The organism is Pinirhizobacter soli (genome assembly GCF_015905305.1).
Classification (GTDB): Bacteria; Pseudomonadota; Gammaproteobacteria; order Xanthomonadales; family Rhodanobacteraceae; genus Pinirhizobacter; species Pinirhizobacter soli.
In genome coordinates, this window is the sequence record NZ_JADZLQ010000001.1 from 1 (window position 1) to 26,388 (window position 26,388).

General features: G+C 62.0%; 21 protein-coding genes. 10 read left to right on the plus strand and 11 right to left on the minus strand.

All coding sequences use genetic code 11. From position 1 onward, the window contains the following. Positions 1 to 377: 377 nt before the first annotated feature. Genes NDK18_RS00005 through NDK18_RS00045 form a run of 9 tightly spaced genes read right to left on the minus strand, consistent with a single transcriptional unit; the run spans position 378 to position 11,431 of the window. The gene (locus NDK18_RS00005; protein WP_250626693.1) at positions 378 to 1,856 is read right to left on the minus strand and encodes a right-handed parallel beta-helix repeat-containing protein; all 1,479 of its coding nucleotides are present in this window, start codon (positions 1,854 to 1,856) and stop codon (positions 378 to 380) included. Positions 1,857 to 1,872: 16 nt separating this feature from the next. After that, positions 1,873 to 2,694, minus strand: coding sequence for a glycosyltransferase family 2 protein (locus NDK18_RS00010; RefSeq protein WP_250626694.1), 822 nt, complete (start codon positions 2,692 to 2,694; stop codon positions 1,873 to 1,875). Further along, on the minus strand, positions 2,691 to 3,179 hold the full coding sequence (locus NDK18_RS00015) for a serine O-acetyltransferase (protein WP_250626695.1): 489 nt from the start codon (positions 3,177 to 3,179) through the stop codon (positions 2,691 to 2,693). The genes NDK18_RS00010 and NDK18_RS00015 overlap by 4 nt, the downstream gene beginning before the upstream one ends. Next, the gene (locus NDK18_RS00020; protein ID WP_250626696.1) at positions 3,172 to 4,401 is read right to left on the minus strand and encodes an O-antigen ligase family protein; all 1,230 of its coding nucleotides are present in this window, start codon (positions 4,399 to 4,401) and stop codon (positions 3,172 to 3,174) included. The genes NDK18_RS00015 and NDK18_RS00020 overlap by 8 nt, the downstream gene beginning before the upstream one ends. A 10-nt stretch (positions 4,402 to 4,411) precedes the next feature. Continuing rightward, positions 4,412 to 5,299 (minus strand): glycosyltransferase, encoded by an 888-nt coding sequence (locus tag NDK18_RS00025; RefSeq protein ID WP_250626697.1) that lies wholly within the window; start codon positions 5,297 to 5,299, stop codon positions 4,412 to 4,414. A 1-nt stretch (position 5,300) separates the two neighbouring features. Beyond that, positions 5,301 to 6,725: a lipopolysaccharide biosynthesis protein gene (locus NDK18_RS00030; RefSeq protein WP_250626698.1), complete on the minus strand. Its 1,425-nt coding sequence runs from the start codon at positions 6,723 to 6,725 to the stop codon at positions 5,301 to 5,303. A 13-nt stretch (positions 6,726 to 6,738) separates the two neighbouring features. After that, complete coding sequence (locus NDK18_RS00035; protein WP_250626699.1) at positions 6,739 to 7,977, minus strand: glycosyltransferase; 1,239 nt, start codon at positions 7,975 to 7,977, stop codon at positions 6,739 to 6,741. After that, complete coding sequence (wcaK, locus tag NDK18_RS00040; protein WP_250626700.1) at positions 7,974 to 9,206, minus strand: colanic acid biosynthesis pyruvyl transferase WcaK; 1,233 nt, start codon at positions 9,204 to 9,206, stop codon at positions 7,974 to 7,976. Before wcaK ends, NDK18_RS00035 begins: the two co-directional genes overlap by 4 nt. A 41-nt stretch (positions 9,207 to 9,247) precedes the next feature. Further along, complete coding sequence (locus tag NDK18_RS00045; protein WP_250623128.1) at positions 9,248 to 11,431, minus strand: polysaccharide biosynthesis tyrosine autokinase; 2,184 nt, start codon at positions 11,429 to 11,431, stop codon at positions 9,248 to 9,250. A gap of 679 nt (positions 11,432 to 12,110) precedes the next feature. On the opposite strand from NDK18_RS00045, the gene NDK18_RS00050 reads away from it, so the two are divergent. Then, positions 12,111 to 13,304 (plus strand): acyltransferase family protein, encoded by a 1,194-nt coding sequence (locus NDK18_RS00050; RefSeq protein WP_250626701.1) that lies wholly within the window; start codon positions 12,111 to 12,113, stop codon positions 13,302 to 13,304. On the opposite strand, the gene NDK18_RS00055 is transcribed toward NDK18_RS00050, so the two are convergent. Further along, the gene (locus NDK18_RS00055) at positions 13,228 to 13,917 is read right to left on the minus strand and encodes a TetR/AcrR family transcriptional regulator (RefSeq protein ID WP_250623126.1); all 690 of its coding nucleotides are present in this window, start codon (positions 13,915 to 13,917) and stop codon (positions 13,228 to 13,230) included. The genes NDK18_RS00050 and NDK18_RS00055 overlap by 77 nt on opposite strands. A gap of 197 nt (positions 13,918 to 14,114) precedes the next feature. On the opposite strand from NDK18_RS00055, the gene NDK18_RS00060 reads away from it, so the two are divergent. The 6 genes from NDK18_RS00060 (at position 14,115) to NDK18_RS00085 (ending at position 23,302) form a co-directional block, all read left to right on the plus strand. Beyond that, positions 14,115 to 14,624: a hypothetical protein gene (locus tag NDK18_RS00060; protein WP_250623125.1), complete on the plus strand. Its 510-nt coding sequence runs from the start codon at positions 14,115 to 14,117 to the stop codon at positions 14,622 to 14,624. A gap of 92 nt (positions 14,625 to 14,716) precedes the next feature. Further along, the gene (locus tag NDK18_RS00065) at positions 14,717 to 15,214 is read left to right on the plus strand and encodes an SgcJ/EcaC family oxidoreductase (RefSeq protein ID WP_250623124.1); all 498 of its coding nucleotides are present in this window, start codon (positions 14,717 to 14,719) and stop codon (positions 15,212 to 15,214) included. 496 nt (positions 15,215 to 15,710) lie between these two features. Beyond that, on the plus strand, positions 15,711 to 20,891 hold the full coding sequence (locus tag NDK18_RS00070; protein ID WP_250626702.1) for a YadA-like family protein: 5,181 nt from the start codon (positions 15,711 to 15,713) through the stop codon (positions 20,889 to 20,891). Positions 20,892 to 20,955: 64 nt separating this feature from the next. Continuing rightward, positions 20,956 to 21,783 (plus strand): OmpA family protein, encoded by an 828-nt coding sequence (locus NDK18_RS00075; protein WP_284692056.1) that lies wholly within the window; start codon positions 20,956 to 20,958, stop codon positions 21,781 to 21,783. 275 nt (positions 21,784 to 22,058) lie between these two features. Beyond that, positions 22,059 to 22,478, plus strand: coding sequence for a hypothetical protein (locus tag NDK18_RS00080; RefSeq protein WP_250623122.1), 420 nt, complete (start codon positions 22,059 to 22,061; stop codon positions 22,476 to 22,478). Further along, a complete protein-coding gene (locus NDK18_RS00085) occupies positions 22,478 to 23,302 on the plus strand; it encodes a glycosyltransferase family 9 protein (protein WP_250626703.1) in 825 nt (274 codons plus the stop codon). Before NDK18_RS00080 ends, NDK18_RS00085 begins: the two co-directional genes overlap by 1 nt. 39 nt (positions 23,303 to 23,341) lie before the next feature. Here the strand turns inward: NDK18_RS00085 and NDK18_RS00090 are convergent, their stop codons facing one another. Continuing rightward, a complete protein-coding gene (locus NDK18_RS00090) occupies positions 23,342 to 23,845 on the minus strand; it encodes a DinB family protein (RefSeq protein WP_250626704.1) in 504 nt (167 codons plus the stop codon). Between NDK18_RS00090 and NDK18_RS00095 the strand changes: the two genes are divergently transcribed. The 3 genes from NDK18_RS00095 to NDK18_RS00105 all read left to right on the plus strand — a co-directional run bounded on the left by NDK18_RS00095 (position 23,844) and on the right by NDK18_RS00105 (position 26,382). Then, positions 23,844 to 24,356, plus strand: a complete 513-nt coding sequence (locus tag NDK18_RS00095) for a TetR family transcriptional regulator (RefSeq protein ID WP_250626705.1) — start codon at positions 23,844 to 23,846, stop codon at positions 24,354 to 24,356. The genes NDK18_RS00090 and NDK18_RS00095 overlap by 2 nt on opposite strands. A gap of 194 nt (positions 24,357 to 24,550) precedes the next feature. Beyond that, positions 24,551 to 24,721, plus strand: a complete 171-nt coding sequence (locus tag NDK18_RS00100) for a hypothetical protein (protein WP_250626706.1) — start codon at positions 24,551 to 24,553, stop codon at positions 24,719 to 24,721. A gap of 392 nt (positions 24,722 to 25,113) precedes the next feature. Continuing rightward, on the plus strand, positions 25,114 to 26,382 hold the full coding sequence (locus NDK18_RS00105) for an asparagine synthase-related protein (RefSeq protein WP_250626707.1): 1,269 nt from the start codon (positions 25,114 to 25,116) through the stop codon (positions 26,380 to 26,382). Positions 26,383 to 26,388: the final 6 nt, after the last annotated feature.

The window sequence follows — 26,388 nt, forward strand, 5'->3', positions numbered from 1 at the left end:
TCGGGCGTCACCCCCAGTCACTAAGTCCTCGTCGGGCTTTGCCCTCCTGCGGAATCGTTCCCGGGGGTGACGCCCGACCGCTCCCTCCGACCCCATGAGGTGGATGAGAGCAGAGCAAGGCGGTTGGGCGCATGGCCCTAATCGTTCTTGCTGTGGGCGGCGTCAGCTTGAAATGACCGTCTATCATTAGCGGTGAAGTCCGATTCCGCTCGCCCGACAACCCACAGCCACGTCCGGGGGAAGGCGTCGGGGTGTCGTTTTCGGAACGCTTCCGCAGGAGGGCGAAGCCCGACGAGGACTTAGTGACGTAGTGACACCCCGATGCCTTCCTCCTCGCGCGCAAGGCTCTCGCGCGACGCCACGGAACAGAGCGCCCGTTAAGTCACCTTGGCGATGAGCTCCAGGGCATTGGCCACGGGCTTCCCGCCAGCGAAGCAGGCCTTCACCAGGGCGTTCACTTGCGCAAGCGAAGGGCGGTGTTGCTTGAAGCGGTCGAGCATTTGCGCGTCGGCGCGAGCGGCAGGTGCCTGGTCGTTGCTGGCGTAGATGCGGTTCTCTCCCATTTGGGTATGCGTGGCCAGTTGCATGTCGACACCGGGGGATTGCGGTGACACTACGATGTTGTCGTGGATGGCGGTGCTGTTGGGAACCCCTTTCCAGCTGGTGGCCTTGAACACCGTGACCTGGGCGCCTGCCAGCGGCTTTTCGGGAATGATGATGATGTTGTTGTAGATCTGGCTGCCGTCCACGGGCCCTGAGATGCGCAGCGAGGCGCTGTCGGTCTTGCGCAGGGCGTCGTTGATGCTCACATTGAAGCGCACGATGGTGCCGGTGTTGCCGATGTCGCCGCCGCTGCGGCCGTCGTTGCATACCAGCGCCATGCCGCCGATGTTGTCGTGGCTGTAGTTGTACTGGATCACCGTGTTCCGGCAGCGGAAATCCGAATCGTAGCCCTGGCCGTCGGCAAAGGCTTTGTGATCGCTTACTTCGTTGTACTGCACCATGGTGTTGTCGCAATCGAACGGCCAGATGCCGGCGGCGGCTTCACCTCGCGGCAAGGCCCCGCAGCGGCTCACTATATTGTGCTCAACCTGCGCTCCGTCGCAGCCCTTGACCAGGATGCAGTCGCCGGGAACCTCGCTGATGCGATTGCCGCGCACGACGACACCCGAGGCAAGGCCTCCAGTGCGGTTGCCCGCGCCCAGGAACAGGATGCCGTCGCGCTGGCTGCGTTCGATCGTGTTGTCGGCGATGGTCAGGCCCTGGTAGCGCGTGGGCCGGGTCTTGCCCGAGGCCTCCACCAGGATCGCGCTGCCGCCGCCCTGCTGCTTGATCGCCACGCCGTTCACATCATGGATATGCAAGCCTTGCAGCAAGATGCCGTGGGCAATGCCGAAGTCCTGGTGGAACAGATGGACACCAGTGCGCCGCGGCCCGGGTTGCGGCCCCTGGTTGGAAATCTCAAGGTTGCGCAGCGTCCAGTACTCGACATTCTGCAGGCGTACCGTGGACGGGCCGCGGCCATCGGCATGCAGGTGAGGCAGGGCGCCGCTGCCGTAGGCATCGACCACGACCGGTGCACCCACGGCGCCTGAGCCCTTCGGTTGGAACATGCCCGGATAGTCGCCGCCGCGTTTGAAGAGAATCTGGTCGCCCGGGCCGAACGTAGCCTTGTTGAGCCTGTCGAGGCTTCGCCAGGCCTGCGCCTGGCTACTTCCGTCGTGGGCGTCGTTACCGGCGGCACTGTCCAGGTAATAGTGCTTGCCGGTCGTGGCGGCTTGGACGTAGCGCAAAGGCAGCGCCGCCAGGGCGCCCAGGCTCCACATCGATTGGACGATAAAGGTTCGACGATGCATGGTGGTCCTCCTCGCTTCAGCGCCGTTCGCTCAATGAATAGCGATAGACGCCCCCGTGCTTCTTCAGCATGTAGGCGAATCCGGCGAGATGTTTGATGGCCAGCTTCGAGAACTTGCGCGTGCGCCGCTTATAGTCGTGCACGATGGAAATCTGCTGGCAGTAGTAGTTGCGCAGGCCAAGCTTGTGCGTGCGCACGCAGAATTCGGCGTCCTCCGGCCCGAAGAAGATCCGCTCGTCATAGCCCATGAGCCGCGCGGCGACATCCTTGGTGAAGGTCTGGTTGGCACCGAGCACGTAGTCCACCTCGAGCGGATCGTTGCCGTCGTCGAACGGCGTGTCGAGCATCAGGTGGCGTTCCAATTCCCTTTTCACGAAGCCCAGCTTGCGGCTCACCGCAATGCGCGCGGCGATCGGCTGGTAGAAGCGCGGGAAGCGCCGGGTGGAATCCTGCCGGCTGCGGTCGACGTTGAGCAGCTGGAAGCCGACCACGCCGGCGTCGGGATGGGCCTTGAAGAAGTCCTCGACGATCGTGCCCGGGTCCTGGGTCAGGAAGATGGTGTCGTTGTCCAGCGTCATGCAGTATTTGCCACGCGACAGGAACAGGCCGCGGTTGCGCGCCGGACCCACGCCGAAATTACGCTCCAGAGGGAAATACCGGACCTGCGGCAGGGTGGCGACGAATTCGGCGCTGCCGTCGTGCGAGCCGTTGTCGACCACGATCACCTCGTCGCGGGCGAAATCGACCTTGTCCATCAACGAAAGCAGGCAGCGCTCGAGGTTCTCCCGCTCGTTCCAGGTAATGATGATGATCGACAACCTCACGTCTGCCGCACTCATGACGGGTCTCCAGGGGGTTGGGCGCTGTCTCGCAGCGAGGACGGGGTAATGACCTCATTGGCCTTCACCACGGTGTTGTCGGGGATCACCACCGGGCCGAAGATGCAGGCGCCAGTGCCGATGGTGACGTTGTCGCCGATCACCGGCGTGCCGTCGCCGGGCCAGCGATTGCCGATGCAGACGCGGGCGTACAGCGTGCAATTGGCACCGATCGTGGTCTTGCCATTCACGATCACGCCGAAGGCGTGGTAGATCACCAGCCCCGGGCCGATCGAGGCCGTGGTGGGCAGGTAGCACTTGAAGACGAATTCGGCGATTTTCTCCAGAACGCGCAGCGGTGCGTGCAGCCAGGTGCCGCGGCTGGTGGCGATCAAGCGGTAGCTGAAGATCACCCAGAACGACTGGTCCAGCATCCACCAGACCATGCCGTGGAAGCCGGGGAGGGATTTAAGGCGGCGGACATCGGCACGGAAGTCGTCAAGCATGGACAGGGTCCTGAATTGGCGAAGGTGCCGGCAACTTCCGGAACTTGTTCCTTCTTATCTTTGCCCTCTCGGCGGCATCGAGCTTCAGCTGGGTCAGACGCATGTCGTTGCGCGCATAGAACATCCCGACAAAAAACCAGAAGTACGCCTCGTAGCCGCTGAACTCGATGAAGGCGAGCATCAGGTAGCACACCAGGAAGGCCTTGATGTTGCGTTGCTGGCCTTCGGCGGGGCTGAGTACGATATGTGCGGCCACCACCAGGAACAGCAGCAGCGACTGGATGCCGCCCTCGAGAAGGAATTGCAGGTAGATGTCGTGGACGTTGTTCTCGACGAAGGTGATCCCGGAGATCTGTTCCATCAGTGGCACGCCGTTTCCAACGCCATAGCCGAAGATGTTCTGCTTCAATGCGCTGCCGGCACTGGTCCACAAGGCGAGCCGGCCGACATTCTTGTGTTCCAGGTTCGTCTCGGCCTGGAGGTTGAAACGGTCCAGTACCGGGATGTCGATCACCGACGACAACACCATCCCGACCACCAGCACCACCATCGCCATCGCCAGGAAGGAGTACAGGTAGTAGAAGCGCGTCTTGCGCGTGCGATAGGCGGCGATGCCGATCGATATCGCCACACCCACCAGGCCCGCGCGGGAAAGCATGGTGGCGCTGGTCATCAGGGCGATGAAGGCCGCGATCGGATAGACACGGGTGCCGAGCAGGAGGATCGAGAGCAATGCCAGCAGGCTGGCCTCGATGTTGCGTCCGCCCGTGGACATGTACAGGATGCTCGACGCGGTTTCGCTGCGCGCATAAACCGCGCCAAGCTGGCCCGCGTAGATGGCATCGCGAACGACCAGAAAGACGATGCAGCAGCCGAGCATCCAGATGAAGATCTTGCGCAGTTCCACGTCATGCAACTTTCGCCCGAACACCACGCCCAGGAAATACGACGTCGCGGCGAACACAATAAGGGTGGAGCGAAGGCCTCCGCCGTAGGTGGCGGCAGCCGCCAGCGACGTCATCACCATCACGCCGAGGAACGCAGTCGCCGGGCTGAACTTCAGGTAACGCAGTGCCGGGAGATAAAGCATCGGCATCAACAGCAACAGGATGTGATAGACGTTGATGTGCGACTTGCTGGCGGTGCTGTGCGTCAGCGGTATCTGCACGAAGATCATGGCCATCAGCGTGATGGCGGCGGCGCGTGTCCTGTTGATCAACATGAGGTCACCATCAGCCGATCGCCACGCCGAAGAGTTTATGCAGCAGCACTTTCACCGTCGATTTGTAGCCGCCGAACGATATGTTGCGGGCAATCTCGCGCAACGGCGGCCTCTGCCGGTTCATCACGTACTGGATGTTCCGGTGGTTGCGCTGCTGGTCGGTGGTCATCAGCCCTGCGTGCTTGGCAATGAAACGATCGCTCCCCTCGGCGCGCTTGCTCGAGTTGCGGATCCGTGCGCGTGAACGATCGTCGTCGACGAAGGAAAGCATCGGACGCGTACGCACGGCCGTGCCGTAGCGATGAACCAGGCGCACCCACATGTCGTAGTCCTGCCACGATGGCATCGATTCGTCGAAACCGCCAAGCTCGCGCATCCGCGACAGCTCGGTCAGCACTTGGTTGCCGGCGAGGTTCGCGTACAACAGGGCGGGCATGGTGAGGGTATCGACCCTGCCAAGCTCTGCGTCGCCGTATCGTCGTTCGAGCAGCGATGCGATCTGGGCAGGCGCCTGGAAGTACTTGAAGCGGCTGCAGGCAAACGATGGCGAGTGGCGGCGATAGATGTCCACCAGGCAGCTGATTCGCTGTGGGTGGAACAGGTCGTCGTCGTCGAGCCCGGTGACATAGGTGCCCACGGCGTGCTCGATACAGCGATTCCGGGCACGGCAGGCTCCCTGGGGTGTCTCGTTGCGTAAGTAAGTGAACTTGCCGGGATAGCGGCCGATGTAGCCGGCCACGACGTCCGAGGTATCGTCAGTGGAGGCCTCGTCGCAGATCAGCACCTCGATCTCGGGATAGTCCTGCGCCAACACCGAGTCGACCGCCCGGCGCAGCAGCGCTGACCGGTTGCGGGTAGGAATATAGACACTCACTAGCGGTTTCGACGGCGCATTCATCTCAAGCAGCCACCGGGTTCGCTTGCTGTTTGACGAATACATGCCGGCCACGCCAGATCACCCAGAGCAGCGGTGGCGTTACCAGCACCAGGCGCACCACGCTCGCCTTCCAGTCGTCAGCCGGATACAGCGCGACGGCCAGCATCAGGAAGGCATAGGGTGCGAAGCTCTCCACCGCCCATGAGCTGAAGAATTCGCGCGCAGTGAGGGTGATGATCTTGGAGGAAAAGAAGTAGTACGACAGCACCGTGGCCAGGACCTGGCTGGCCGCCAACGCCACCGCCATGACCTCGAGCGAGCGCGACCATGCGCCGGCCACACTCACCAGCAAGGTGATGCCGCAGATCCTTACGTTCCATCCGAACTCGATGTCCGAGCGGCCCAGGCTCTGGCTCAGCGCGCCGATCAGCGAGCCAAGCGGACGCAGCATGCCGAACAGCAGCATCAATGGGATGAGTTCCGATACGCCGGTGTAGCGATGGCCATAAAGGATCGTCACCGCCGGCGGCGCGAACACGGCCAGCATGATGAACACGCTGGCACTGAAGATCGACACCGCGCGCAGGCCGGTCAGGTAGATATGGCGCATCGCTTCCCGGTCGTGCTGCCGCATGGCAAGCCTGGGCAGCGCGAGCCGCTGTACCACCGGCATGATCAGCTTGGTCGGCTGAAGCACCAGTTCCTTGGCCAGGGAATAAACGCCGAGCGACGCCAACCCCAGGAATTTTCCCAGGATGATCTGGTCGGCCTGGCTGCGCAGCTGGTTGAGCACCTGTGAGCCAAGCTGGAAGGCACCGTAGCTAAGCGCCTGCCGGATGATGCCGCGGTCGAAGCCACGGCCAGGGTGCCAGTCGCGCTCGGCAACGGCGACGAAGCAGACAAGGCGAACCAGGCTGTTGACGATCATCGCGTACACCGCCGCCTCGATCGAAGCGCCGTAGGCGAAAACCAGCACCAGCAGCGTAGCCAGGCCCGATAGCCGGCCGATCACCTCGATGCGCGCGAGCCTGGGCAGCTGGAACGACTTGATCAGGCTGGCCTGGTATTGCGCCGCCAGCCCCAGCAGCACGAAATTGATGGTGGACAGCCGCAGCAGCTGACCCAGCACATCCGAGCCATAGAAGTAGCCAACACCGTAGGAGATGCCGAACAGCACCAGCGCTGAAACAAGGCCCAGCCCCGCGCTGATCATGAACAGCGACGTGCGCTCCGGGCGGCTGATGTTCTGTCGATGGACCAGGTAGCTGCTCAGGCCCATGTCCTGCAATAGCATGGCGATCGCGTTGACCACGTTGACGATCGCCAGCGCACCGAGCAAATGGGCATCGACATGGTGGGCGAGTACGGAAATCTGCAGTAGCTGGCTGGCCGCGCTCAACATGGCCGACCCGGCAGTCCAGAAGGCATCGCGTCTGGCGGAGATCATCGGCGATATCGTCCTAGGTCAGCTGGGCGGCGAGCTGGTCGTGCAACCGGCTCTGGTTGAAATGCGTTTCCACCGTGGCACGCGCGCATCGCGCGATCGCAGGCAGGTCGAAGTCGCCACGCTGGATGCGGGCCAGTGTGTCGGCCAAGGCAGTGGCGTCGCGTTCGGGCACCAGCCAGCCGGATCGACCGTCGTCGATCAACTCGGGAATGCCGCTGTGCACGGTGGACAGGCAAGGCACGCCGCTTGCCATGGCCTCCATCAACGACACGGGGATACCCTCCTGGTCGCCATCGGCCGCCGTGACGCTGGGCAGGGCAAATACATCGGCGCGACCGAGCGCTGCCTGCACGTATGCCTTGTCGCGCCGCCCACGGATGGTAATTTTCTGGCCCAGGTCTTGCCTTGCAACGAAACGTTCCAGTTCCTGTTGCAGCGGCCCGTCGCCGATGACCTCAAGCTCCACCGGGATCTGCCGCTGCGCCAGTTCGCCCACGGCCTGGCACAGATAAATCACGCCTTTCTTTTCGACCAGGCGCGCCACGCAGACCACCCGTAACGGCCGGCCACTGGATAAGGCCGCGTCCTTCGGCGGCTGGAAACGGAAACTGTCCAGGTCCACGCCCATCCGGTGCACCTGGATCTTTCCAGGTTCGCATCCCAACGCCTGGAGCTTTTTCTCCCAGAGCGTACTGATGGGGAGCATGCGTTCGCCGCTTGAGAACAGGCGCTGGTAGTCGCCGCCGTGCCGCGCCAGCACGCTGTGCCGGGACAGATCGTAACCGTGGAACACCGTGAAGAGCGGGCCGTCGAGCAAACCCAACGCGCGCAGGTTCGCGGCCAACACACCCGTCGGCCCGAAGTGCGCGATGATCGCCTCCGCCTTGAGTGGCAGGCTCAACCGCCGCACCGCGCCGGCTAGCACCAGGGTTTTCGCGGTATGGCCATAGCGCCGCATGGACAAGGCCCTTCGCACCCGGGCCTGGGGCAGGCCAGGCAGTATTTGGCGCAGGCGTCGCAGCAGGATCTGCCAGCTTGCCGCTCCGCTTGCCGAGTGATCGAAGATGAAGGTGGCGCGGTCCATCAGTCCGCGCGTGGCCACGATGTCGCCCGCCGTGGGCGAAGGGCCCCGGCTGATCGCCAGGATGCGCACGTCGAAGCCCCGGTCGAGCAGGCCCACGATCTGATCGATGACGAACGTCTCGGAGTACCGGGGAAATTCGGGCAGGACGAAGAGGATCGGCATGCTCATGGCCCGATACCAAGCGTGGCGAGCAGGGATTCCCGGGCGAAGGCTTTCTCGCGGGCCACCGCCGCGGCCACCCTGGCGCGCAGCGTGTCGTCCTTAAGAAGGGCCAGGACCTTGCGGCGCAAGCCGCCGTCCAGCAACGAGGGTATCGGCACGGCCAGGTCGTCCACGCCGAGCCTTTTCATGATGCCCTCGGACTTGTGTTCGTAATTGAGGGCGACCGAAGGCGTGCCGAAGTTCATCGAGATGATCGCGCTGTGCAGGCGGGTACCGATGGTCAGGACGCAGGCTCCCAACCTAAGCCCAAGCTCGATGTCGTTGAGTTCGTTCATCTCGACATGGAAGCTTTCAGGGTGGCGCAGCCTTGCCCCGACCTTGAGCGCGATCATGCGATCGTCCTTGGGGTAACCGTCGATCGCCGTGCAGGTGGAAAATGCCGCGACCCGGTAGCCGGCCTCGATCACCGCATCGAGGAGTTCGGCGAAGGCGGTTTCGTACTGCTCCTGGGTCACGCCAAGGCGTTTGTCGAACGGCGCCAGTTCACGGAATGTCACCGCCACGGTCGGCTGCGCGGTATCGACAGCCACGGGCGTTCCCGGATGTACGAGCCAGGCCGTGTCGGACGTCCAGCGCACCTTGTCCTGCGGGATCGCGCTTGCGTTCATGTGGTGTGCGCTTACTTCTTCACGCAGGGCAAGCGCGTTCACCCGCTGCATCACGTCCTGCGATACCTTGCGGAAGAACGCATGGTTGAACGGACCCACGCTGTGGCCGATCAGATAGGTCGGCCGCTCTGCCAACAGGGCGCAGCTGACCTGGTCGTACTGGGTGGCACCGTACAGATCCACGAAAAAGGAACCGCCCACCTGGATCACCAGGTCGTATTCCTTGAGGGAATCAATATATTGGCGGTGATGCCGCGGCAGTTTCAGCCAACGGGTCCACCAGCGTCTTCGCAGGTGACTGTGCAGCAATCGTGGTACCAGCCTCCTGAGCAGCAGCGAACGCACCGCGCCCAGGCGTTGTTTGCCTGCGTCCTGGTAATAGCCGTTCAGCACGTCGGGCAGCAGCGCGCGGCCAAGCAGGTATTGCGAGCTGGTGGGAAAGCGGCTGGTGACGTCGATCCGGCTTTCGGGCAAGACGTCCTCCAGGCACTGCAGCAGGCCGCGCAGGATGGCGCAGTCGCCGCGGTTGCCGCAGGTGTGGTTGCCGACGATCAGGATGCGCGCCATGGTGCTCGATTCATGCAGTGCCCCTTGCCAAAGGAGGCGGTTCAGGCCGGGTCGGCCTTGTACTTGTAGTAGGCATACGTGGAATAGCCCGACGAACGGCGCTCTACCGCGTTGAAGATCGCCCCTTTCAGTTCCACTCCGTTGTGTTCGAAGCGTTGTTTCGCCAGGGCCAGTTCACGCGCCTTGTTCAGGCCAAACCGGGCGACCAGCAGGCTGGTGCCTGCGTGGTGGCCGATCACGGCGGCGTCGGTGACGGCGAGGATCGGCGGGGTATCGATGATGATGAGGTCGTAGGCCGCCACCACGTTGGCGATGAACCTGGTGAAATTCTCATGCATCAGAAGCTCCGACGGATTGGGTGGCACCCTTCCGCGGGCAATGAAATCGACATTCGGCAACGGGCCTTGCTGCAGCACGTCGCCAAGCTCCGCACTGCCGACCAGCACGTCCGAAAGGCCCTGCGGAGGCTTGATGCCCAACAGGTGATGCAAGGTGCCGCGGCGCATGTCGCCGTCGACCAGCAACACACGCTGGCCTGCCTGCGCAATCACCGCCGCAAGATTCGCCGAGATGAAGGTCTTGCCGGCGTTGGGGCTTGAGCCGGTGATCATCAGCACATTGTTCTTTGCCTCGAGCCGGGCGAAATGCAGGCTCGTGCGCAAGCTGCGGATGGCTTCCACGGCAAGGTCCGCGGGATCCGTGATCGCAAGCAGGGGGCCGCGGCCGTGGCGATGCCCGTTGAACGAACGGGAATGCTGGCTGGTACTTAAGGGAACCGAGGCGTAGACCGGCAGGTCAAGGTCCTCGATGATCGAGGGGTCCTCGATGCCGCGGTTGAGGATCTGCTTCAGGAAGACGAAGGCCAGCGCCACGAAACCGCCCAGGAAGGTGGCGATGACGATGATCAGGATCTTTCGAGGCTGTACCGGCTGGGTGTTGTCGACGGCGGATGTATCGACGATGCGAACATTGCCGACGGTGCCGGCGCGGGCGATATCCAGCTGCTGCGCCTGGTTGAGGAGGCTGGTGTAGGTGTTGCTGGTGACCTGCACGTCGCGGTTGATCTTGAGCAGTTGCTGCTGGGTGTCGGGGAGGCTGCCCACCTGCTTCTGCATCTGGTCCTTTTGCGCCTGCAGCTGACCCATCTGCTGCTGCAACGCCTTGTAGGCCGGATGATCGTGGGTAAAGCGCCGATCGATGTCCGCTTCCTGCAGGTGCAACTGCTGCAGGTTGGTTTCCACCGCCACGATCTGGTCAAGCAGGCCCTTGGTCTGCATGCTGAGGTCGACCGAGTGAGTCTGGGTCTGGAACTTGTTCATCGCGTCCTGTGCCTTGTCCAGGTCCTGGCGCACCTTGGGCAACTGTTCCCTGACGAACTGCAACTGGCTCGCGGCCTCGGCGGAGTTGCGCTCGACATTCTGGCGAACGTAGGCCGTGGTGATATGCGAAAGTACCTGCTGCGCAAGCACGGGGTCGGCATTGTTGTAGGTCAGGCCGAGGATGCCCGAGTCGGTGCCTTGCTCCAGCGCCACGACGTCTGTCTGCAGGTGGCCGATCGTGGTCAGCGGCGTCTGCTCGACGACATCGAAGCGCGTGCCCGGATTCGCCGTGAGCCGCTTGATCTGCATCGTCACGCCCCGGCCATGCACCACTTCCCCGACCGCGCCCTGGAGGATCAGCTTGCCGTTGGCGTCATACAGGCTGAACTGCCCGTGTTCTCCCGTGCGCAGCTCCAGCTTGTTGCCGAGCATGGTTTCGGGCAGGTCGAGCTTGAAGATGTTCAGCACCTCGCCACCCCAGCCGTATCGGCTAAGGCCAAACCGGGGCGCGCCCAGGTCGCCCGGGTCGTGGCCCCGCGAAAGGTAATCGCCCACCAAGGGCAAGCGCCAGGGCTGTGTCTGGATGTCCAGGCGAAGGTCGCCCACCGCTTGTCCGATCACCAGGCGCGAGGTGATCAGTGCGATCTCGGTAACCGCCTGCGAAGCGGTGGTTCCCAACGACTGGGTGAGGTCGGTGAGCCCCGGCAGGCTTGGCGTTTTTTGCTCAACCTGCACCACCGCCGTGGCCTGGTAGATCGGCGTGGCGAGCAACGTGTACAGCAGGCCGGCCACGAAGAACGTCCCGGTGATGGCGACGATCAGCCACTTGTGGTCGAGCAACGTGCCGAGCAACGCATTGAGATCGATGGTGTCGTCATCATGAGCCTGATCAATCTTCGTCGTCATGCGGCAGCATGTTTCCTGGAAATGAATGGACGTCTAGACGTTTATATCGTATCGATGATGAATGGGTAGGGAAGCTAAGGAAAAAGCGTGTTTTATGGAGATTCCATGCGCTTCGCGCAGCCGCCGTCTTGCGCCCTCGCAACACGCAGGCACATGCCGCATCCGCGGATGCGTTTTTTTAGTCACATGAGGCGGACGTCTTTTTATGCGACGGGCAATGACAATGCCTGTGCGGACGCCATTCGTGGAATACACGATGTCCTTCGCCACATCGACCTGGGGGACAAAGATCGATGGAGGGTTTCAGCATAGACGTCGCATCGGATGCCTTAAAGCGACGGCGTCGATTTTTGCGACACGCATCAAGTTAACGGCGTGTATGTGGCCGTCTCAAGGCAAAAGTGCATGTTGACCGTGAGGAATATCCAGGCGTTCGTACACAAAGAAATAACAAGTCATTCATGTTTTGGCCTATTTGTGCTGCGATGCGATGCCTGGGGACGAGGCATGTCTCCGAGTTGACTCAAGGCCTTAGAGATTTCACGGTCTTCTTGTGCTGTGATGCAGCATCCCTAGGCTGCGCCGAAGGTTTCCTGCATGGCGCCGGTTTACGCCACCTCCCGGGTGGGCAAGAATCTGTGGATGGAGCGTGCCCACTGGCACCAGGGAAGGGGCGGGGATGATCGACAAACGAAACCTCCACATCGACATCCTTCGAGGGATATCGATCGTGCTGGTCATGCTTCTGCATTACTCCCTTGCCTATCGATTGCACTTGAGTCCGCTGAACGAGTGGATCGGCGTGCAAACGCTGCGCACGATCTTCTTCAACGGCAACTACGGCGTCTCGGTGTTCTTCGTGATCTCCGGGTTTCTCATCACGACGAATATCCTGCGCCGTTACGGGTCGCTCGCCGGCACGGAGGTTGTCCATTTCTACAAGCTGCGGCTGTTTCGCCTCTACCCATCCGTGGTGCTTGCGCTGGTTGTCATTACGGTGCTCGGCCTTGCCGGCTTGCCGAACTTTTCAAACAGCGTCCATGGGAAGGCCCTGGGTAACGGGTTTTTCCTGGTGGCCAATCTCTCCGTGCTGACTTTCTGGCACAACGTCCTGATGGAGAGCGTGGGCTATTTCAACTATGCGATGAACATCTACTGGTCGTTGTCGGTAGAGGAAGTGTTCTACCTGGTCTATCCCCTGGTGCTGGTGATCGCCCGGCGCCGCTGGCAACTGTTTGTGCTTGGCTGCCTCGGGCTCGTCGTGGGACCGGCCTACAGGTGGCTCTATCGCAGCGACGAACTATTCTTCATGTACGGAAACCTGGCCTGCGTCGACATGCTTGTCTATGGCTGTGCGGCCGCGGTGGCAGCACGGTCGGTCGAGTTGGGCAATGGCCATCGCCGGCTGCTGGCTTGGCTCTCGCTGGTCGCCATGGGATGGGTTTACATGCGCGGCATTGGCGGCAACGAGGCCTTCGGGGCGACTCAATTGGGTGTCGCCGCGGCTGTCTTCCTGGTCATGGTGTCAGGGCTGCCGGCAGGCACCCTGGCCAGGCGCGCCGGTGGCCCATTGGCCTGGCTGGGCTCACATAGCTACGAACTGTACCTGTTTCACATCGTGGTGCTTGGGCTGATGCAAGAGATCCTACCGAGGGCTGATATGAGTGCCGGACGGAAGTTGCCGATGCTGGCGGTGTTCTTCGTGGCGTCAGCGTTCATTGCGTGGCTGGTCGCCCGGTGGTACGGGGATCCCTTGAACCGTCGGCTGCGGGCCAGCGGTGCGGGCCGGAAACCAGCTATGAATCCTCAGCGTCGCGCCGCTTCTGCCGTGCCCGTCGCTGCCCGGCCTGGCGATCGGCAAGGCTCTGTTTGAGCAAGGCCCGCGCCATCCAGTGACTGACTTGCACTGCTTGCGCGGCCGACAGGCCGCGGATGTCGCGAAGCACCAGCAGCGCTTCGATACCGGTAGTCAGTGCCAATGCCGACACCAGGCGTGCATAGCCGGCCGGTCCCAGGCGTGCGCGCAAGGGCCCGATGGCCGACTCGATCCACTCAATCCGACGCGTGCCTCGCGGCGGCTGCGTGTCACTGGGCGAATGCAGCACGGTTTCATGGATCATTGTGCGCAATAGAGGCTCGTTGGCCAGCGCCAGGCGCTGCATCTGCTCCACCAATGCATCCACGCGCGCTTCGATTGCGCCCGTGGTCGTGCCCGAGGGTGCGGCATCGAGCGCTGATTCCATAGAGGGCCGCAGGCCTTCCAGGGACGCCTCGGTCATCAACTTCACTTGCGTAGGGAAATAGCGGTAGGCCGTGCGCCGCGAAACTTCCGCGGCATCGGCCACTTCCGTGACGGTAGGGCGCTGCCCCTTGGCGATCATGGCCGCGGCAGTTTCAAGCAGGACGCGTCGCGTACGCAGTTTCTGGTTTGAGCGGCCTTTGCGTAGCCCGGCTGCCGCAAAATCATTCGATTTGGATATTGACATGGCCAAATTCTAGCACTAGTGTTCGTGGCACTAGAGTGCCATAAAGGCACCTGGGTCGCGTAACGGCACGGAGCCTGGGCGAGTAGCGCCGTGGATGAATCGGCAAAGGGTGGGTTCTCGCAGCAAAGGCGTGACTAACGGGATCGGGCACGAACATTCGTTTCGCGCCCGACGAATTCACTCATCGGAGAAAAATCATGATCGCGAAATATCCAGCCATACCCGCGGCGCTGGCACTCGTCGGCGTTCTTGCCCTCGCCTGTGCCACGGGCGCTGTAGCCCACGACTCGGATGACAGGGGCGACTCAGGCGACCTGGCAGGGACGTGGAAAGTGCAGATAACCCTGCGCAACTGTGCAACCGGGGCGCCGGTCGGCGCCCCGTTCTACTCGCTGCTTACCTTTGCAGACGGCGGAACGGTGACCGAGACCACGGCCAACTCCATGTTCTTCCCGGCGATACGCGGCCCAGGCCACGGCGCCTGGAGCCGCGGCCGGCATAAAGGCGAGTACAGCGCCGTAACCATGGCGTTTATCACGATGGACGGCGCGCTGGTGAAAACCCAGACGATTACCCAGGTCATCGACATGGGACCTGGCCAGAACAAGTTCACCACGCCCAAGGCCGAGATCGAATTCTTCGATCCCGCCGGCAACCTGTTGACGACGGGCTGCGCCACGGCGGTCGGTAGCCGCTTCGGACTATAGTCAGACGCGGCGGGGGATAGCAGCAGCCGGTGCCGCTATCTCCCGCCGACACATCATCTGCGTCATTCAATGGGTTTTGCGGGAGACCAATCATGACAAGCAGGTATTTCCTATCCTTCATTGCAGCAAGCGCGCTGTTTTTGACCATCGCTTCGCCCAGCTACGCGGATGAGCCGGCCGAGAAACCCCTCCGGCAATCGCTCGACCGCCTTGCGCAGGCGTGGAATACCGCCGATGCGAAGATGTGGGCGGATGAGTATTGGCCCCAGGGCGAGCTGATCAATATCCTCGGCGGCATCATGCCCAACCCCACCGCCATCCGCGAACGCCACGCCGCTGTCCTGGCGGGTCCCTTCAAGGGCAGCCACTTCGAAAGCACGGTGCGACGAATCCTGTTCCTCGGTCCGGATGTCGCTATCGTCGACACCGACATCCGCGTGACCCAGTTCCGCGCATTGCCGCCAGGTGCGGTGGCCACGTCGCCGGGCTTGTTGCTGACCCGCATGAAACACGTCTATCAACGCCGCGACGGCGTGTGGCGTATTGCGGCTTCGCAAAATACTGCCGTGCTTCCCGGTACAAACCCATAGACATAATCGGCAAATAATCCAGCCATCGATAAACATTGCGTCGATGACTCTTTGCATGACATAAAAGTTACTTAAGCAGCATCATTAGAAAACAACAAAATGAATCGTGCTAAATGTGATGCTAATCGCATTTAAACCGACGCTCACCACTGCCGTGTTCTCTCCGGCGGTGAGATGATCTCAATCGCGACAATTGCGCGTTAGCCGAATGCCGCACACCAAAGTAGAGCGAAGCGAATCAAGGCGTCTGTCCCCAGCCTTGCGTTTCGTTTGAGTCCTTTACAAAAAACAGGGGTTGTGTAGGCAGGGGTTTCTAGTCGCAGGGCACATCGATTCGTTCCACGATTTTCCCAAGGCAAACGTTCATGCCATAGCGTGAGCGCAGAACTTCTTCGTCCTGCGCCCACGACTGGCGCATGCGCGGTGGTATTCGTGCGCCCCGCAATTGGCCCTGACTTACGTCCCTGGCATTGAATCAGCCATAAGGGAGTCAGGCATGAACAAGGTCTATCGGAAAATCTGGAGCCTCGCGCTGAATCAGCTCGTGGTGGTGTCAGAGTTGGCCTCCTGCCCGCGCAGTGGCGGGAAGAGGCAGCGGGCGGTGGGTCATTCGCCTGTGCAAAGCCTGGTCCCGAAGATATTGACCTTGCTTGCGGCGATGGGTGGAGCAGGGTGGGTGTTGCCGGCGCACGCCCAGGCGGTGGATTGCAATCCGTCGCCCTACAACGCCTACAACGGCACTGCCTCGTGCATGGGTTTTGGGGCGACGGCCAGTGGGGTGGGCGCCACGGCGCTGGGTTCTATCTCCCAGGCTACCGTATTGGGTGCGCTCGCGGTGGGATACGCCTCCCAGAGTACGGCGCAGAACGGTATAGCTCTTGGCTTTCAGGCTAAATCCGCTGCTATTAACTCTATTTATATCGGCGCGCGTACCGCCCCGAGCACCGGCGCTCTCGCAGGTGGTGATATAGGCATTGGCACCGATGTCACAGCTTCCGGTGGCAATTCCATGGCATTTGGAACCCAAACGGTATCCTCTGGCAGCAACGCGATTGCCTTCGGCATCATCGCTCACGCCACGGCTCCCTCGTCAATCGCCCAAGGCGATGGGGCATCATCAGCTTCTACCAGTAGCGTAGCCATCGGAACTCATTCTTCGGCCGATGTGAACTCCGCCAATAGCGTAGTCATCGGTAGCGTGTCCAAAGCTGTCGGTGCCTTGAATGCCGTCGCCCTGGGCACGTCCGCTCAGGTGAACAACGGACAAGCTACCGCATTGGGCGGCTTTACCAATGCCACAGGCGATGGAGCAACGGCAGTCGGACTTTCGTCGCAAAGCCTTTTTTCCCATGCGACCGCCGTAGGCTGGCAAGCCTATGCGACAGCCCTCAATGCGATCTATCTGGGCGCCCGCACCACCGGGACCGGCGCATCGGCCGAGTCGGCCATTGCCATCGGTACGGATGTAACCGCATCGGGCACTGAGTCCATCGGTATCGGCTTGCAGGCGAATGCGAGCCAGGGCAACGCTATCGCCATCGGCAGGCAGGCCATTGCCACCGGCCTGGACTCCATGTACATAGGGCCGCTCCCGGACACTGCCGGTAGGGGCGCCACGGCGACCAACGCCATTGGTGTAGGCGTCGATGTCACCGCCAGCGGCGTGGGATCCGTCGGACTAGGCAACTTTACAGTTGCGTCAGGTGGGAACAGCGTTGCATTGGGCGCCAGTACCGCGTCGGCCAACAATGCCGTGTCGGCGGGACAAGGGAGTGCCGCTTCCGGCGGCAACAGCTTGGCGCTCGGGTTTACATCGAAGGCGCAAGCGGCTTCCACCATCGCGTTCGGCGACACCAACACGGTTGCCGCTGCAGCCGGCCCGGGCTCCATTGCCGGCGGCCATAACTCGCAGGTGACCGGAGGCACCGGCGCGGTGGCGCTGGGCCAAGGCCAGGTCGCCAACGGCAACGGCGCGGTGGCCATCGGCGATCCGAACAGTGTCAACGGCAACGGCGCCGTGGGCATGGGCGCGAACAACACGGTCAACGGCGACGGCGCGGTGGGCATTGGCAATACCAATAATGCGCAAGGCGTGGGTTCGGTGGCGCTGGGTAACACCAGCAGCGCGCTGGCGGCTGGCGCGGTTGCATTCGGCAACGGCGCGATCGCCAATAACGCCAACGACGTGGCGTTGGGCTCCGGGTCGACCACCGCTGCGGCGGTAGGCACGCCCAGCACCACGATCAACGGCACGACCTACAACTTCGTCGGCACCACGCCGACCAGCACGATAAGCGTAGGCGCGGCAGGCACGGAGCGCACCATCACCAATGTCGCGGCCGGGCGCATCAGCGGCAGCAGCACCGACGCGATCAACGGCTCGCAGCTCTTCGCCACCAACCAGGCGTTGGGTACGGTGGGAACGGGTATCACCAACCTGGGCAATACCGTTACCAACCTGGGCAACTCGGTAGCCAACAGCTACGGCGGCAGCACTACCTACGATCCGACCACCGGCACGATCAATACCGGTATCACCTACGGCGGTAACACCTTCAACACGCTGCAGCAGGTCTTCGACCAGATCGGCACCGGCGCGACGCATTATTACAGCGTCAATGACGGTGGTACCGCGGGTGGCAATTTCGCCAACGACGGCGCATCCGGACTTAATTCGCTGGCTGCAGGCGTGGGTGCTACCGCGCAGGCCGATAGCGGCACCTCATTGGGCCAGAACACGCAAACCACGGTGCTGGGCGGCGTGGCGCTGGGTTCGGCCGCCGTGTCCAATCGAGCGATAGCGCCAACCTCGGGATCCATCCTGGTGGGTACCAATGTGATCCCGTTCAACACCACCGACCGCAACCTGCTCGGTGCGGTGTCGGTGGGGAACGCCACCGACTTCCGCCAGGTCACCAATGTGGCCGATGGCACGGAAGACCAGGATGCGGTGACGCTGCGTCAGTTGAAGGGTGCGATGAGTTCTTTTTCGGTCACGCCGATCAAGTACTTCCACGCCAACTCCACCGCGGCTGATTCGTTGGCCGTGGGCGCCGAATCGGTCGCTATTGGCCCGCAAACCACGGTCAATGGCGATAACGGCATCGGCATGGGCAATGGCGCGATCGTGCAGCAGACGGCGCCCGGTGGAACGGCCATCGGCCAGAACGCCACGGTGAACCTTGCCGACGGCGTGGCACTGGGCACCAACGCCACCTCCAACGGCATCCAGGCCATGGCCCTGGGTGCAGGCACGCAGGCCGCGTTTGCCGGCAGCGTGGCCCTGGGTGCGGGTGCGGTGACGGCTGCACCCGTGGCTACCGCCAACACCACGATCAACGGCAACACGTATAACTTTGCCGGCACCACGCCGGGCTCGACGGTGAGCGTGGGGGCGGTTGGCGCGGAACGCACGGTCACCAACGTGGCGGCGGGCCGCATCGATGGAGGCAGTACCGATGCGATCAACGGCTCGCAGCTGTTCGCCGCCAACCAGGCGATCGGCACGGTGGGGACGAGCGTTACCAACCTGGGTAACACCGTGACCAACCTGGGTAACTCATTAGCCAACAGCTACGGCGGCGCCACCACCTACGACCCGACCACAGGAACGATCAATACCAGCATCACCTACGGTGGCAATACCTTCAGCTCGCTGCAGCAGGTCTTCAACCAGATCGATACCGGCGGCATCAAGTACTTCCATGCCAACTCCAACCTGGCCGATTCGCTGGCGACCGGCCTGAACAGCGTGGCGATCGGGCCTGTCTCCACCGCCGGCACGGAGAATTCGGTATCGATCGGCAATGGCGCCACGGCCGGAACCAATGTGGGCGACGTGGCCCTGGGCGCAGGTTCGACGACGGGTACGGTGACCCCCACCGCCGGTACGACCATCGCCGGTAACAACTACGCCTACGCGGGCACCACCCCGACCAGCACGGTGAGCGTGGGCACCTCCGGCAACGAGCGCACGATTACCAATGTCGCAGCAGGGCAGGTGAATGGGAACAGCACCGATGCGATCAATGGCTCGCAGTTGTTTGCCACCGACCAGGCGCTGGAAACACTCAACAACACAGTCACCGCCAACGCGACGCACTACTACAGCGTGAACGATGGCGGCACACTGGGCGGCAATTTCGCCAACGACGGCGCCACTGGCCTTAACGCGCTGGCAGCAGGCGTGGGTGCTACCGCGCAGGCCGATAGCGGCACGTCTTTGGGCCAGAACACGCAAACCACGGTGCTGGGCGGTGTAGCGCTGGGCTCGGGAGCGGTTTCTGACCGGGCGATCGCGCCAACGTCCGGCTCGATTCTCGTCGGCACCAATGTGATCCCGTTCAACACCACCGACCGCAACCTCCTGGGCTCGGTATCGGTGGGCAACGCCACCGACTTCCGCCAGATCACCAATGTGGCGGACGGTACGGAGGACCAGGATGCGGTGACGCTGCGTCAGTTGAAGGGTGCGATGAGCTCCTTCTCGGTTACGCCGATCAAGTACTTCCATGCCAACTCCACCGCGGCCGATTCCTTGGCGGCGGGTGCCGAGTCCGTTGCCATTGGACCGGAGACTACGGTGAACGGTGACAACGGTATCGGCATGGGCAATGGCGCGATCGTGCAGCAGACGGCGCCCGGTGGAACGGCCATCGGCCAGACCGCCACCGTGAACCTCGCCGACGGCGTGGCACTGGGCACCAACGCCACGTCCAATGGCATCCAGGCCATGGCTCTGGGCGCGGGCACGCAAGCCGCTTTCGCGGGCAGCGTGGCCCTGGGTGCGGGCTCGGTGACGGACGCACCGGTCGGTACCACCGGCACAACCCTTTTCGGCACCAGCTATACGTTCGCCGGCGCCACGCCAGGGTCGACGGTGAGCGTGGGCGCGGTCGGCGCAGAGCGCACCATCACCAATGTGGCGGCGGGTCGGATCATCGGCAGCAGTACCGATGCCATCAACGGCTCGCAGCTGTTCGCCACCAACCAGACGCTCGAACAGTTGGGGTCCCAGATCATCAACCTCTCCAACACCATCAACAATTTCCCTCCGGGAGGCGGCTCGACCACCAATAGCACCTACCAAACCAGCACGAACAATACGTCGACGGCTTCCGCCACGGGCGACAATTCAACCGCGGCCGGTGCGGGATCCACAGCGTCGGGCAACAACAGCACAGCGGTCGGTGCCGGATCGACCGCGAGCGGCGATAACAGCGTCGCCATCGGCGCAGGTTCCGTGGCCAACAACAACAACACCGTATCGGTAGGTTCGGCAGGCCACGAGCGCACCGTCACCAACGTTGCCAATGGTGTGAACCCCACGGACGCGGTGAATGTGGGCCAGCTTGGCGATGCCATCAACGAGGCCAAGAGCTGGTCGAAGGATTACGTCGATCAAAAGTTCCAGAGCGTCGACAACGACCTTAACCGTATCGGCAATCGCGCCAACGCGGGCATCGCCGCGGCGATGGCGATGGCAAGCCTGCCGCAGGCATACCAGCCGAACCAGAGTTCGGCCGGCGCAGCGGTGGGTTCGTTCCACGGCGAGACGGGCGTCGCCGTTGGCGTCTCGACCATCACCGAGAGCGGCCGCTACGTGTTCAAGCTCAATGCCACCACCAATTCGCGCGGCGACGCTGGCGCGGGTATCGGTGCGGGTGTGGTCTGGTAATTGGCGCGAACCGGCACGGTAAGTGCCGGTTTGTCCTGACGAATGCATCAAGGAGTCTTTAGACATGCGCAAATCATGGAAATCTTTCATCGTGGCGGCAGTTACCACGCTCACACTCGCCGCGTGCGGCAACGTTAGCCATAGCGTGGCAAAAGACGGCCGTTCCGCCGGCGAACTGCTATGGCCGGCGCCCGACACCGTTACCCCCATGCATAAGGGCGGTACCTTCCCGAACCTGGCCAACCTGCGACACATGCGGGCGGGCCTCAACAAGCAGCAAGTATCCGACCTCATCGGCTATCCGCATTTCAGCGAAGGCGTATGGGGCGTGCACGAATGGAATTACGTGTTCAACTTCCGGCGGCCGGGTAGTGATGAGGTCACCGTGTGCCAATACAAAGTGCTGTTCGACGATGGCAAACTGGCGGAGAGTTTTTATTGGAAGCCGGAGTCTTGCGCGGCACTTGTAGAAGAGCCCAAGCCCGTTCCTGTTCCCCAACCCAGGGATGAAACGCCGAAGAGCTACACGCTTTCCGCCGATGCACTGTTTCCGTTCGACAAGGGTGATCTGGCGGATATCAAGCCCGAAGGGAGGAGGGCACTCACGAATATGGCGGCGGAATTGCACAAGCATATCGATCAGGTGCGGAGCATCCATGTGGTCGGATACACCGACCGCCTTGGCAGCGTCGTTTATAACCAGCACCTGTCCGAGCGCCGGGCGAACGCCGTGAAAGCTGCCTTGGTGGAAGAGGGGCTGCCATCGACGAAGATCGTTGCCGATGGACGAAGTGAGCGCGACCCGGTGAAGGATTGCCAGGGCGGTCCCCACGCGCAGCTCGTGGCGTGTCTTGCTCCCAATAGACGCGTGGAAGTCCGGACGGAGCAGTAATCGAGCTTTGCTCCAGCGGCGACTGAACCCGGTCGTCGCTGGTGTACGGATGGCGGAGCAAATTCTTGCGATCAAGGAAGACGGAATTAAGAAATTTTACTTGCAACGCTCCAAATTCTCTCGCTAGAGTGCCCTCTGTTCCGTGCGAGGGTGCGGAGTTAAGTCTGGCGCGCGTCCAGGGTTGGACGCTTGGGGGAGTGAGTGAATCGTAATTCTCGTGTCGATGCCGCACTTGCGGTATCGGTTAGTCGTGCTCGCCGTTTTCCAGGCGTGCAATGGACTACCTGACCTCGCTGCGCACGTTGCCTTCGATTGAGGACACGGCGGACGCCGTCCTGGCGTCTGCGCTGATGCCGGTGGTGCGCGATCTTGCCACGCGGTCCGGGCAGGTTATCGAGCTTCGCACTTGTTCACTCGCGCCCTACCCAGTGGAAGAGAAAGTCGTGCGGGTGGGGGAGGTGGCTGGCGAAGGAATGCTGGCCAAGGGCGAGGTGCGCATGATCCTGCGAGGAGCAGCCCACCGTTACAACTTCGTCCTGGAGGCGATTTTCGCCCGTCTGGCTCTCGACTCCGGGTATTCGGGCATCACCATGCAGGGGAGAATCCACTGGGACGAAGGCCAGGCGGTCGTGGAAGTCGTTACCCAGGCTGCCCGATACAACACTTGGGAATGGACACGCGAGTTTCGGGCGTGATGGCGGTTCAGAAGGCATTGCCCAAACGCACCAGGCGTCTGGGGGATTCGATCCATGCCTGGGCCGTCATGCAGGCGATTCCCGCCACCATGGCGCTGCCGTTCGAGGCCTTCGTCCCCTTCGCCCCCATTTTCGAAAACCAGGAACTGCCGGTGGTCGCAAACCCGAAGGGTTCGCGATGGGTTGCCCGTCCGGGCGGTCATTGGCCGGGTCCTGAACACGGACTCCACGTGCGCGACAGCATGGCCCAGGCCGCGGGAGCTGAGCTCGACAGGTTGGGTGCGATGCTGAAGCCGCTACCCGGCCTGATCCGGGGCGGGAAGTATGTGGTGGTCTGTCCAAACAGCGCGATCGGGTACAAGGAGTGGCCGGAGACGTCGTGGTCACATGTGATCGAAGAGAGCCTGGGCCTGGGGTTGGATGTGGTGATTGCCAGTGAGCCGGCCAGGGAGCGAATTCGTGCTCCTCATGGGGCCGAGTTCCTGGATGTTTCGGTGGTTGGCCTGGCGCGTTTGCTCACTCGTGCAAGCTGCCTGGTGGCGCCCGATAGCGGCCCGGTGCATTTGGCTGATGCATTGGGCGTGCCCGCGGTTGGACTCTACGGAGCAACCTCGACGGTGACCTACGGCCCGTATAGGGATAAGTCGTTCTGCATCGATATGCACGAGGAGCTCTATCCGCAAGGAGAGAGGTATAGCAGCGCTCGTCATCTGCCAGATGTTGACATGGCGATGATGGGTATTGATCGAGTGCTTGAGGCGATGAAGCGAGCGGTTGCTTCGGATCAGGATCGGGTGCGGCGGGACCTTTGCCTTGGGTGCTGACCGTTACGGCTTTTCCATGTGTCCATTATATGCCCCGCTTCAGGCGGCGGCCCGCCCCCTCGTCGAGGCCTCCGCGTCATGCAGATAGGTCGTGAAGCCATCCTTCGACGCCGGAAGGCTATTGAGCAACATCAGTGCGCTTACCTGTCCCCGGTGACCTATGCCGTGGGTAATCACGTGCATGAGCATCTCCTCGCGTGACATGCGGCCAGGCGCGCCGTCGGTGAACACGAAGTCGATTCGTTCCGACAACTGGTCGCGATCGAGCGTTGAAACGTAATGGATATATTCCCGATCGCTTTTCCTGATGTCCATCGACAACTCTTCCAGCGTGGGCATTTTGCTTGCGTTGGCCAAGGTGTAAGCATGAGGTTGTCCCCTCATGTGCGCATTGAAGATCCGGTCGACGATATAGGTGTGGCTAAGAGCCTTGATGGCTAGGCCGGTGATGGTGGAATCGCCGGCAAGCCTGGCCAACGAGGTCAGCAGCTCGTCGTTCGCCCAGGCTTTGTAGCGGAATAAGCGCTGTATGGTGTCGTGCATGTCATTGGCTCCCGTTGCGCAAGGTGTTGCCTTGTCGTTCTCAGTCGGCTCGCTCTATCAGTATTTCCCCGGCAAGGAAGCGCTGGTGGCTGCCGTCATCGAGCGCCACCAGCTTCAGATCGTGGAAACCGTCCGGGGCGAGCTGGCGGAGGTCTTGACCCAACCCGTGGAGAAGGGGGTGCGCAGGATCGTCGCCCTGGCAGTGAAAGCGCACCGCGTCGATCCCAAGCTGCATCGCGTGCTCGCGGAGCAGATTCCCCGCGTGGGCAAGCTGGAGGAACTGGAAACATTCAGTCGCGAGAACTACGCCATCTTCAGGACGTACCTTGAGAGCCGGCGGGACGAAATCCGTATCGATAACCTGGAACTCGCTTCTTTTGTATGCGTGACCACGATCGAGGCCTTGACGCATAACGCGGTGCTGCACCATCCCAAGATGCTGCCGGACGAAACGATGGAAGCGCTCATCGACGAAGCCGCGCGCCTGGTAACCGGGTATCTGAAGGGCTAGCTACCTCCACCTTGCCCCCGGGGCATGGCGAGAAATATTGCGGCATGGGGATAGAACAACGCTGCCGGACAGAATGTGAGCCATTTCATAATAATTATAACTACCTTACCAAGGTGCATTTAATAATGGTGAATCATGCTACGTTTTGGGAGCCGCCATTGGGGCGGCATATTTATCTCATTCGGAGTGCTTTCATGGATCAGCTTAACGTTGTGATGCACGAAGAAATCCAGAACGAAATCAATACTTTCGGAGTTCAGTTGGAAGGGCCGCTGCAGTTCCAGGCGGGGGCGGGCAAGCTTGCACCAAAAATCAATGCCGATGGCGATATTGGTAGGGTAGGCACGATCCACGGTGGCGGTTAATAACGCAAATTCGGCAAATTAATCTCGTCATTGATAATACGGAGCCGTTTCCCTAAATAGGAAACGGCTTCTTTAATGGATAAGCATCCAACATGCTGAAGGCCGATATCGCTTTAGGGGACCTTTCCCACCAGGCTCAGTGGAGGGATGGATCCATCGCACTGGGAGACAGCCGCATCACCCCTCATGCCCATCTAAGCGTCGAGGCACTGCTGGTAAGGACGAAAGGCCAGTGGTTCGTCATGGTGAGGGAGCGGTCGGCCGCGGCGTCGCCAGATACGAACCCGGCGACACGTGATGTCGACAGCGAGGAATTCCATAGGCTTTATCGGCAATGTCTCCTATGGCACCTCGACTACGTCATGATCGAGGCTGCGCAAGCTGGATGTCGAATGAAATTGCGAGCCGGTGTATTTGGCTCCGTACCTGTGTACTACCGCGCTACCGAAGACAGGATCAGGATTTCCTGGGACGTCACGGACCTGGCAACCGAGCCGCTGGCGATCGACCCGGAAGTCGCAAGCCACCGTCTTGTGATGAACCCGGTCTACTCCGCGCGCCAGCTGTGCGTGGGCATCGGGTTGCTGACCGAGCGCGCGTCGCTCGATATCCAGCCGGGCAGGGCAAGTTACCGGTATCCCGCAGCGGCGGAGGAAACCGCGCCCACGCCCCTGCCAGAGGGGCGCGAGGCATTGGCGATGTTCGCCGAACTGATCGAGCGTGCCGTATCGGCCCGATCGATGGCAGCGGATCGCATCTCGCTTGAATTGAGCGGTGGCATGGACTCAGGCAGTGTCGCCTGCGCCCTGGCCAAGCGCCTGGGGTCTGTGGCAAGCAAGGGAATTCTGCTCGATGGCCACGTTCGTCACCCGCAAGTTGAGCGGCGCAAGCAGATCACCAGCCGCCTTGGCCTTGCCGACGACACCGTGGAGATGTCCGCTTTTCCGCCTGATCTGGATATCCAGCAGCCAGCGCAGGCAAAAAGCCTGTCCCGGGAATATTACCTGGAGGCCTGCTCGGCCTTGTGGCGTCAGGCGCGCGCGCAGGGACACGACATGCTCTTTACCGGCATCGGTGGCGATGAGCTTTTCCCGAGCTATGTCGATGAATTACGCGACAGCGGCCCGAGCAAGCCAACGAGGGAACACGACGTCAGGCGTTACGCCGAGCAACTGCTCACTCCCCATGCATACAGCGCGGCCCAAAGCCTGCGCAACTTCGATGCCCCCGCGAGCCCGGTGCCGTGGACGGCACTATTGGCGGTTGCTTGCCGCGCCCCCGACCTGGTGCGGCATGGGTTGTGGCCGGTCAATCCGCTGAGCGATCCCAGCCTTGCCGCTTTCTGCCATCGGCTTCCGCGCGAACATCGGCAGGGCCGGGAGCTCATCCGGCAATACCTGCACAAGCACCTGGGCAACGACGTGTTCCAGCGCGGCTACACCAAGGAAACATTTACCGGGGTGATGGCCGAATCGATATCCCGGCACGCTTCGTCGATTGCCGGGCAACTGCGCGATTGCGCACTGGCTGACCTTGGACTGGTAGAGCAGCCCGCCGTACTGGCGCTGCTTGAAACGGTAGCCACCACGCGGGCATCCGCACCTGCAACGGCACTGGCTTCGTTCCTGTGGCTGGAGCGGAGCGTACGGCAGCTCCACTAATGCGCT

What these genes read in the sequence shown, in the direction of transcription:
- NDK18_RS00095 (WP_250626705.1), top strand. Translation starts at nt 23,844, where the DNA reads ATGTCATTGGCTCCCGTTGCGCAAGGTGTTGCCTTGTCGTTCTCAGTC.
- NDK18_RS00065 (WP_250623124.1), top strand. Translation starts at nt 14,717, where the DNA reads ATGACAAGCAGGTATTTCCTATCCTTCATTGCAGCAAGCGCGCTGTTT.
- NDK18_RS00085 (WP_250626703.1), top strand. Translation starts at nt 22,478, where the DNA reads ATGGCGGTTCAGAAGGCATTGCCCAAACGCACCAGGCGTCTGGGGGAT.
- NDK18_RS00045 (WP_250623128.1), bottom strand. Translation starts at nt 11,431, where the DNA reads ATGACGACGAAGATTGATCAGGCTCATGATGACGACACCATCGATCTC.
- NDK18_RS00100 (WP_250626706.1), top strand. Translation starts at nt 24,551, where the DNA reads ATGGATCAGCTTAACGTTGTGATGCACGAAGAAATCCAGAACGAAATC.
- NDK18_RS00060 (WP_250623125.1), top strand. Translation starts at nt 14,115, where the DNA reads ATGATCGCGAAATATCCAGCCATACCCGCGGCGCTGGCACTCGTCGGC.
- NDK18_RS00075 (WP_284692056.1), top strand. Translation starts at nt 20,956, where the DNA reads ATGCGCAAATCATGGAAATCTTTCATCGTGGCGGCAGTTACCACGCTC.
- NDK18_RS00005 (WP_250626693.1), bottom strand. Translation starts at nt 1,856, where the DNA reads ATGCATCGTCGAACCTTTATCGTCCAATCGATGTGGAGCCTGGGCGCC.
- NDK18_RS00105 (WP_250626707.1), top strand. Translation starts at nt 25,114, where the DNA reads ATGAAATTGCGAGCCGGTGTATTTGGCTCCGTACCTGTGTACTACCGC.
- NDK18_RS00035 (WP_250626699.1), bottom strand. Translation starts at nt 7,977, where the DNA reads ATGAGCATGCCGATCCTCTTCGTCCTGCCCGAATTTCCCCGGTACTCC.
- wcaK (WP_250626700.1), bottom strand. Translation starts at nt 9,206, where the DNA reads ATGGCGCGCATCCTGATCGTCGGCAACCACACCTGCGGCAACCGCGGC.
- NDK18_RS00055 (WP_250623126.1), bottom strand. Translation starts at nt 13,917, where the DNA reads ATGTCAATATCCAAATCGAATGATTTTGCGGCAGCCGGGCTACGCAAA.
- NDK18_RS00090 (WP_250626704.1), bottom strand. Translation starts at nt 23,845, where the DNA reads ATGCACGACACCATACAGCGCTTATTCCGCTACAAAGCCTGGGCGAAC.
- NDK18_RS00010 (WP_250626694.1), bottom strand. Translation starts at nt 2,694, where the DNA reads ATGAGTGCGGCAGACGTGAGGTTGTCGATCATCATCATTACCTGGAAC.
- NDK18_RS00015 (WP_250626695.1), bottom strand. Translation starts at nt 3,179, where the DNA reads ATGCTTGACGACTTCCGTGCCGATGTCCGCCGCCTTAAATCCCTCCCC.
- NDK18_RS00070 (WP_250626702.1), top strand. Translation starts at nt 15,711, where the DNA reads ATGAACAAGGTCTATCGGAAAATCTGGAGCCTCGCGCTGAATCAGCTC.
- NDK18_RS00080 (WP_250623122.1), top strand. Translation starts at nt 22,059, where the DNA reads ATGGACTACCTGACCTCGCTGCGCACGTTGCCTTCGATTGAGGACACG.
- NDK18_RS00050 (WP_250626701.1), top strand. Translation starts at nt 12,111, where the DNA reads ATGATCGACAAACGAAACCTCCACATCGACATCCTTCGAGGGATATCG.
- NDK18_RS00020 (WP_250626696.1), bottom strand. Translation starts at nt 4,401, where the DNA reads ATGTTGATCAACAGGACACGCGCCGCCGCCATCACGCTGATGGCCATG.
- NDK18_RS00025 (WP_250626697.1), bottom strand. Translation starts at nt 5,299, where the DNA reads ATGAATGCGCCGTCGAAACCGCTAGTGAGTGTCTATATTCCTACCCGC.
- NDK18_RS00030 (WP_250626698.1), bottom strand. Translation starts at nt 6,725, where the DNA reads ATGATCTCCGCCAGACGCGATGCCTTCTGGACTGCCGGGTCGGCCATG.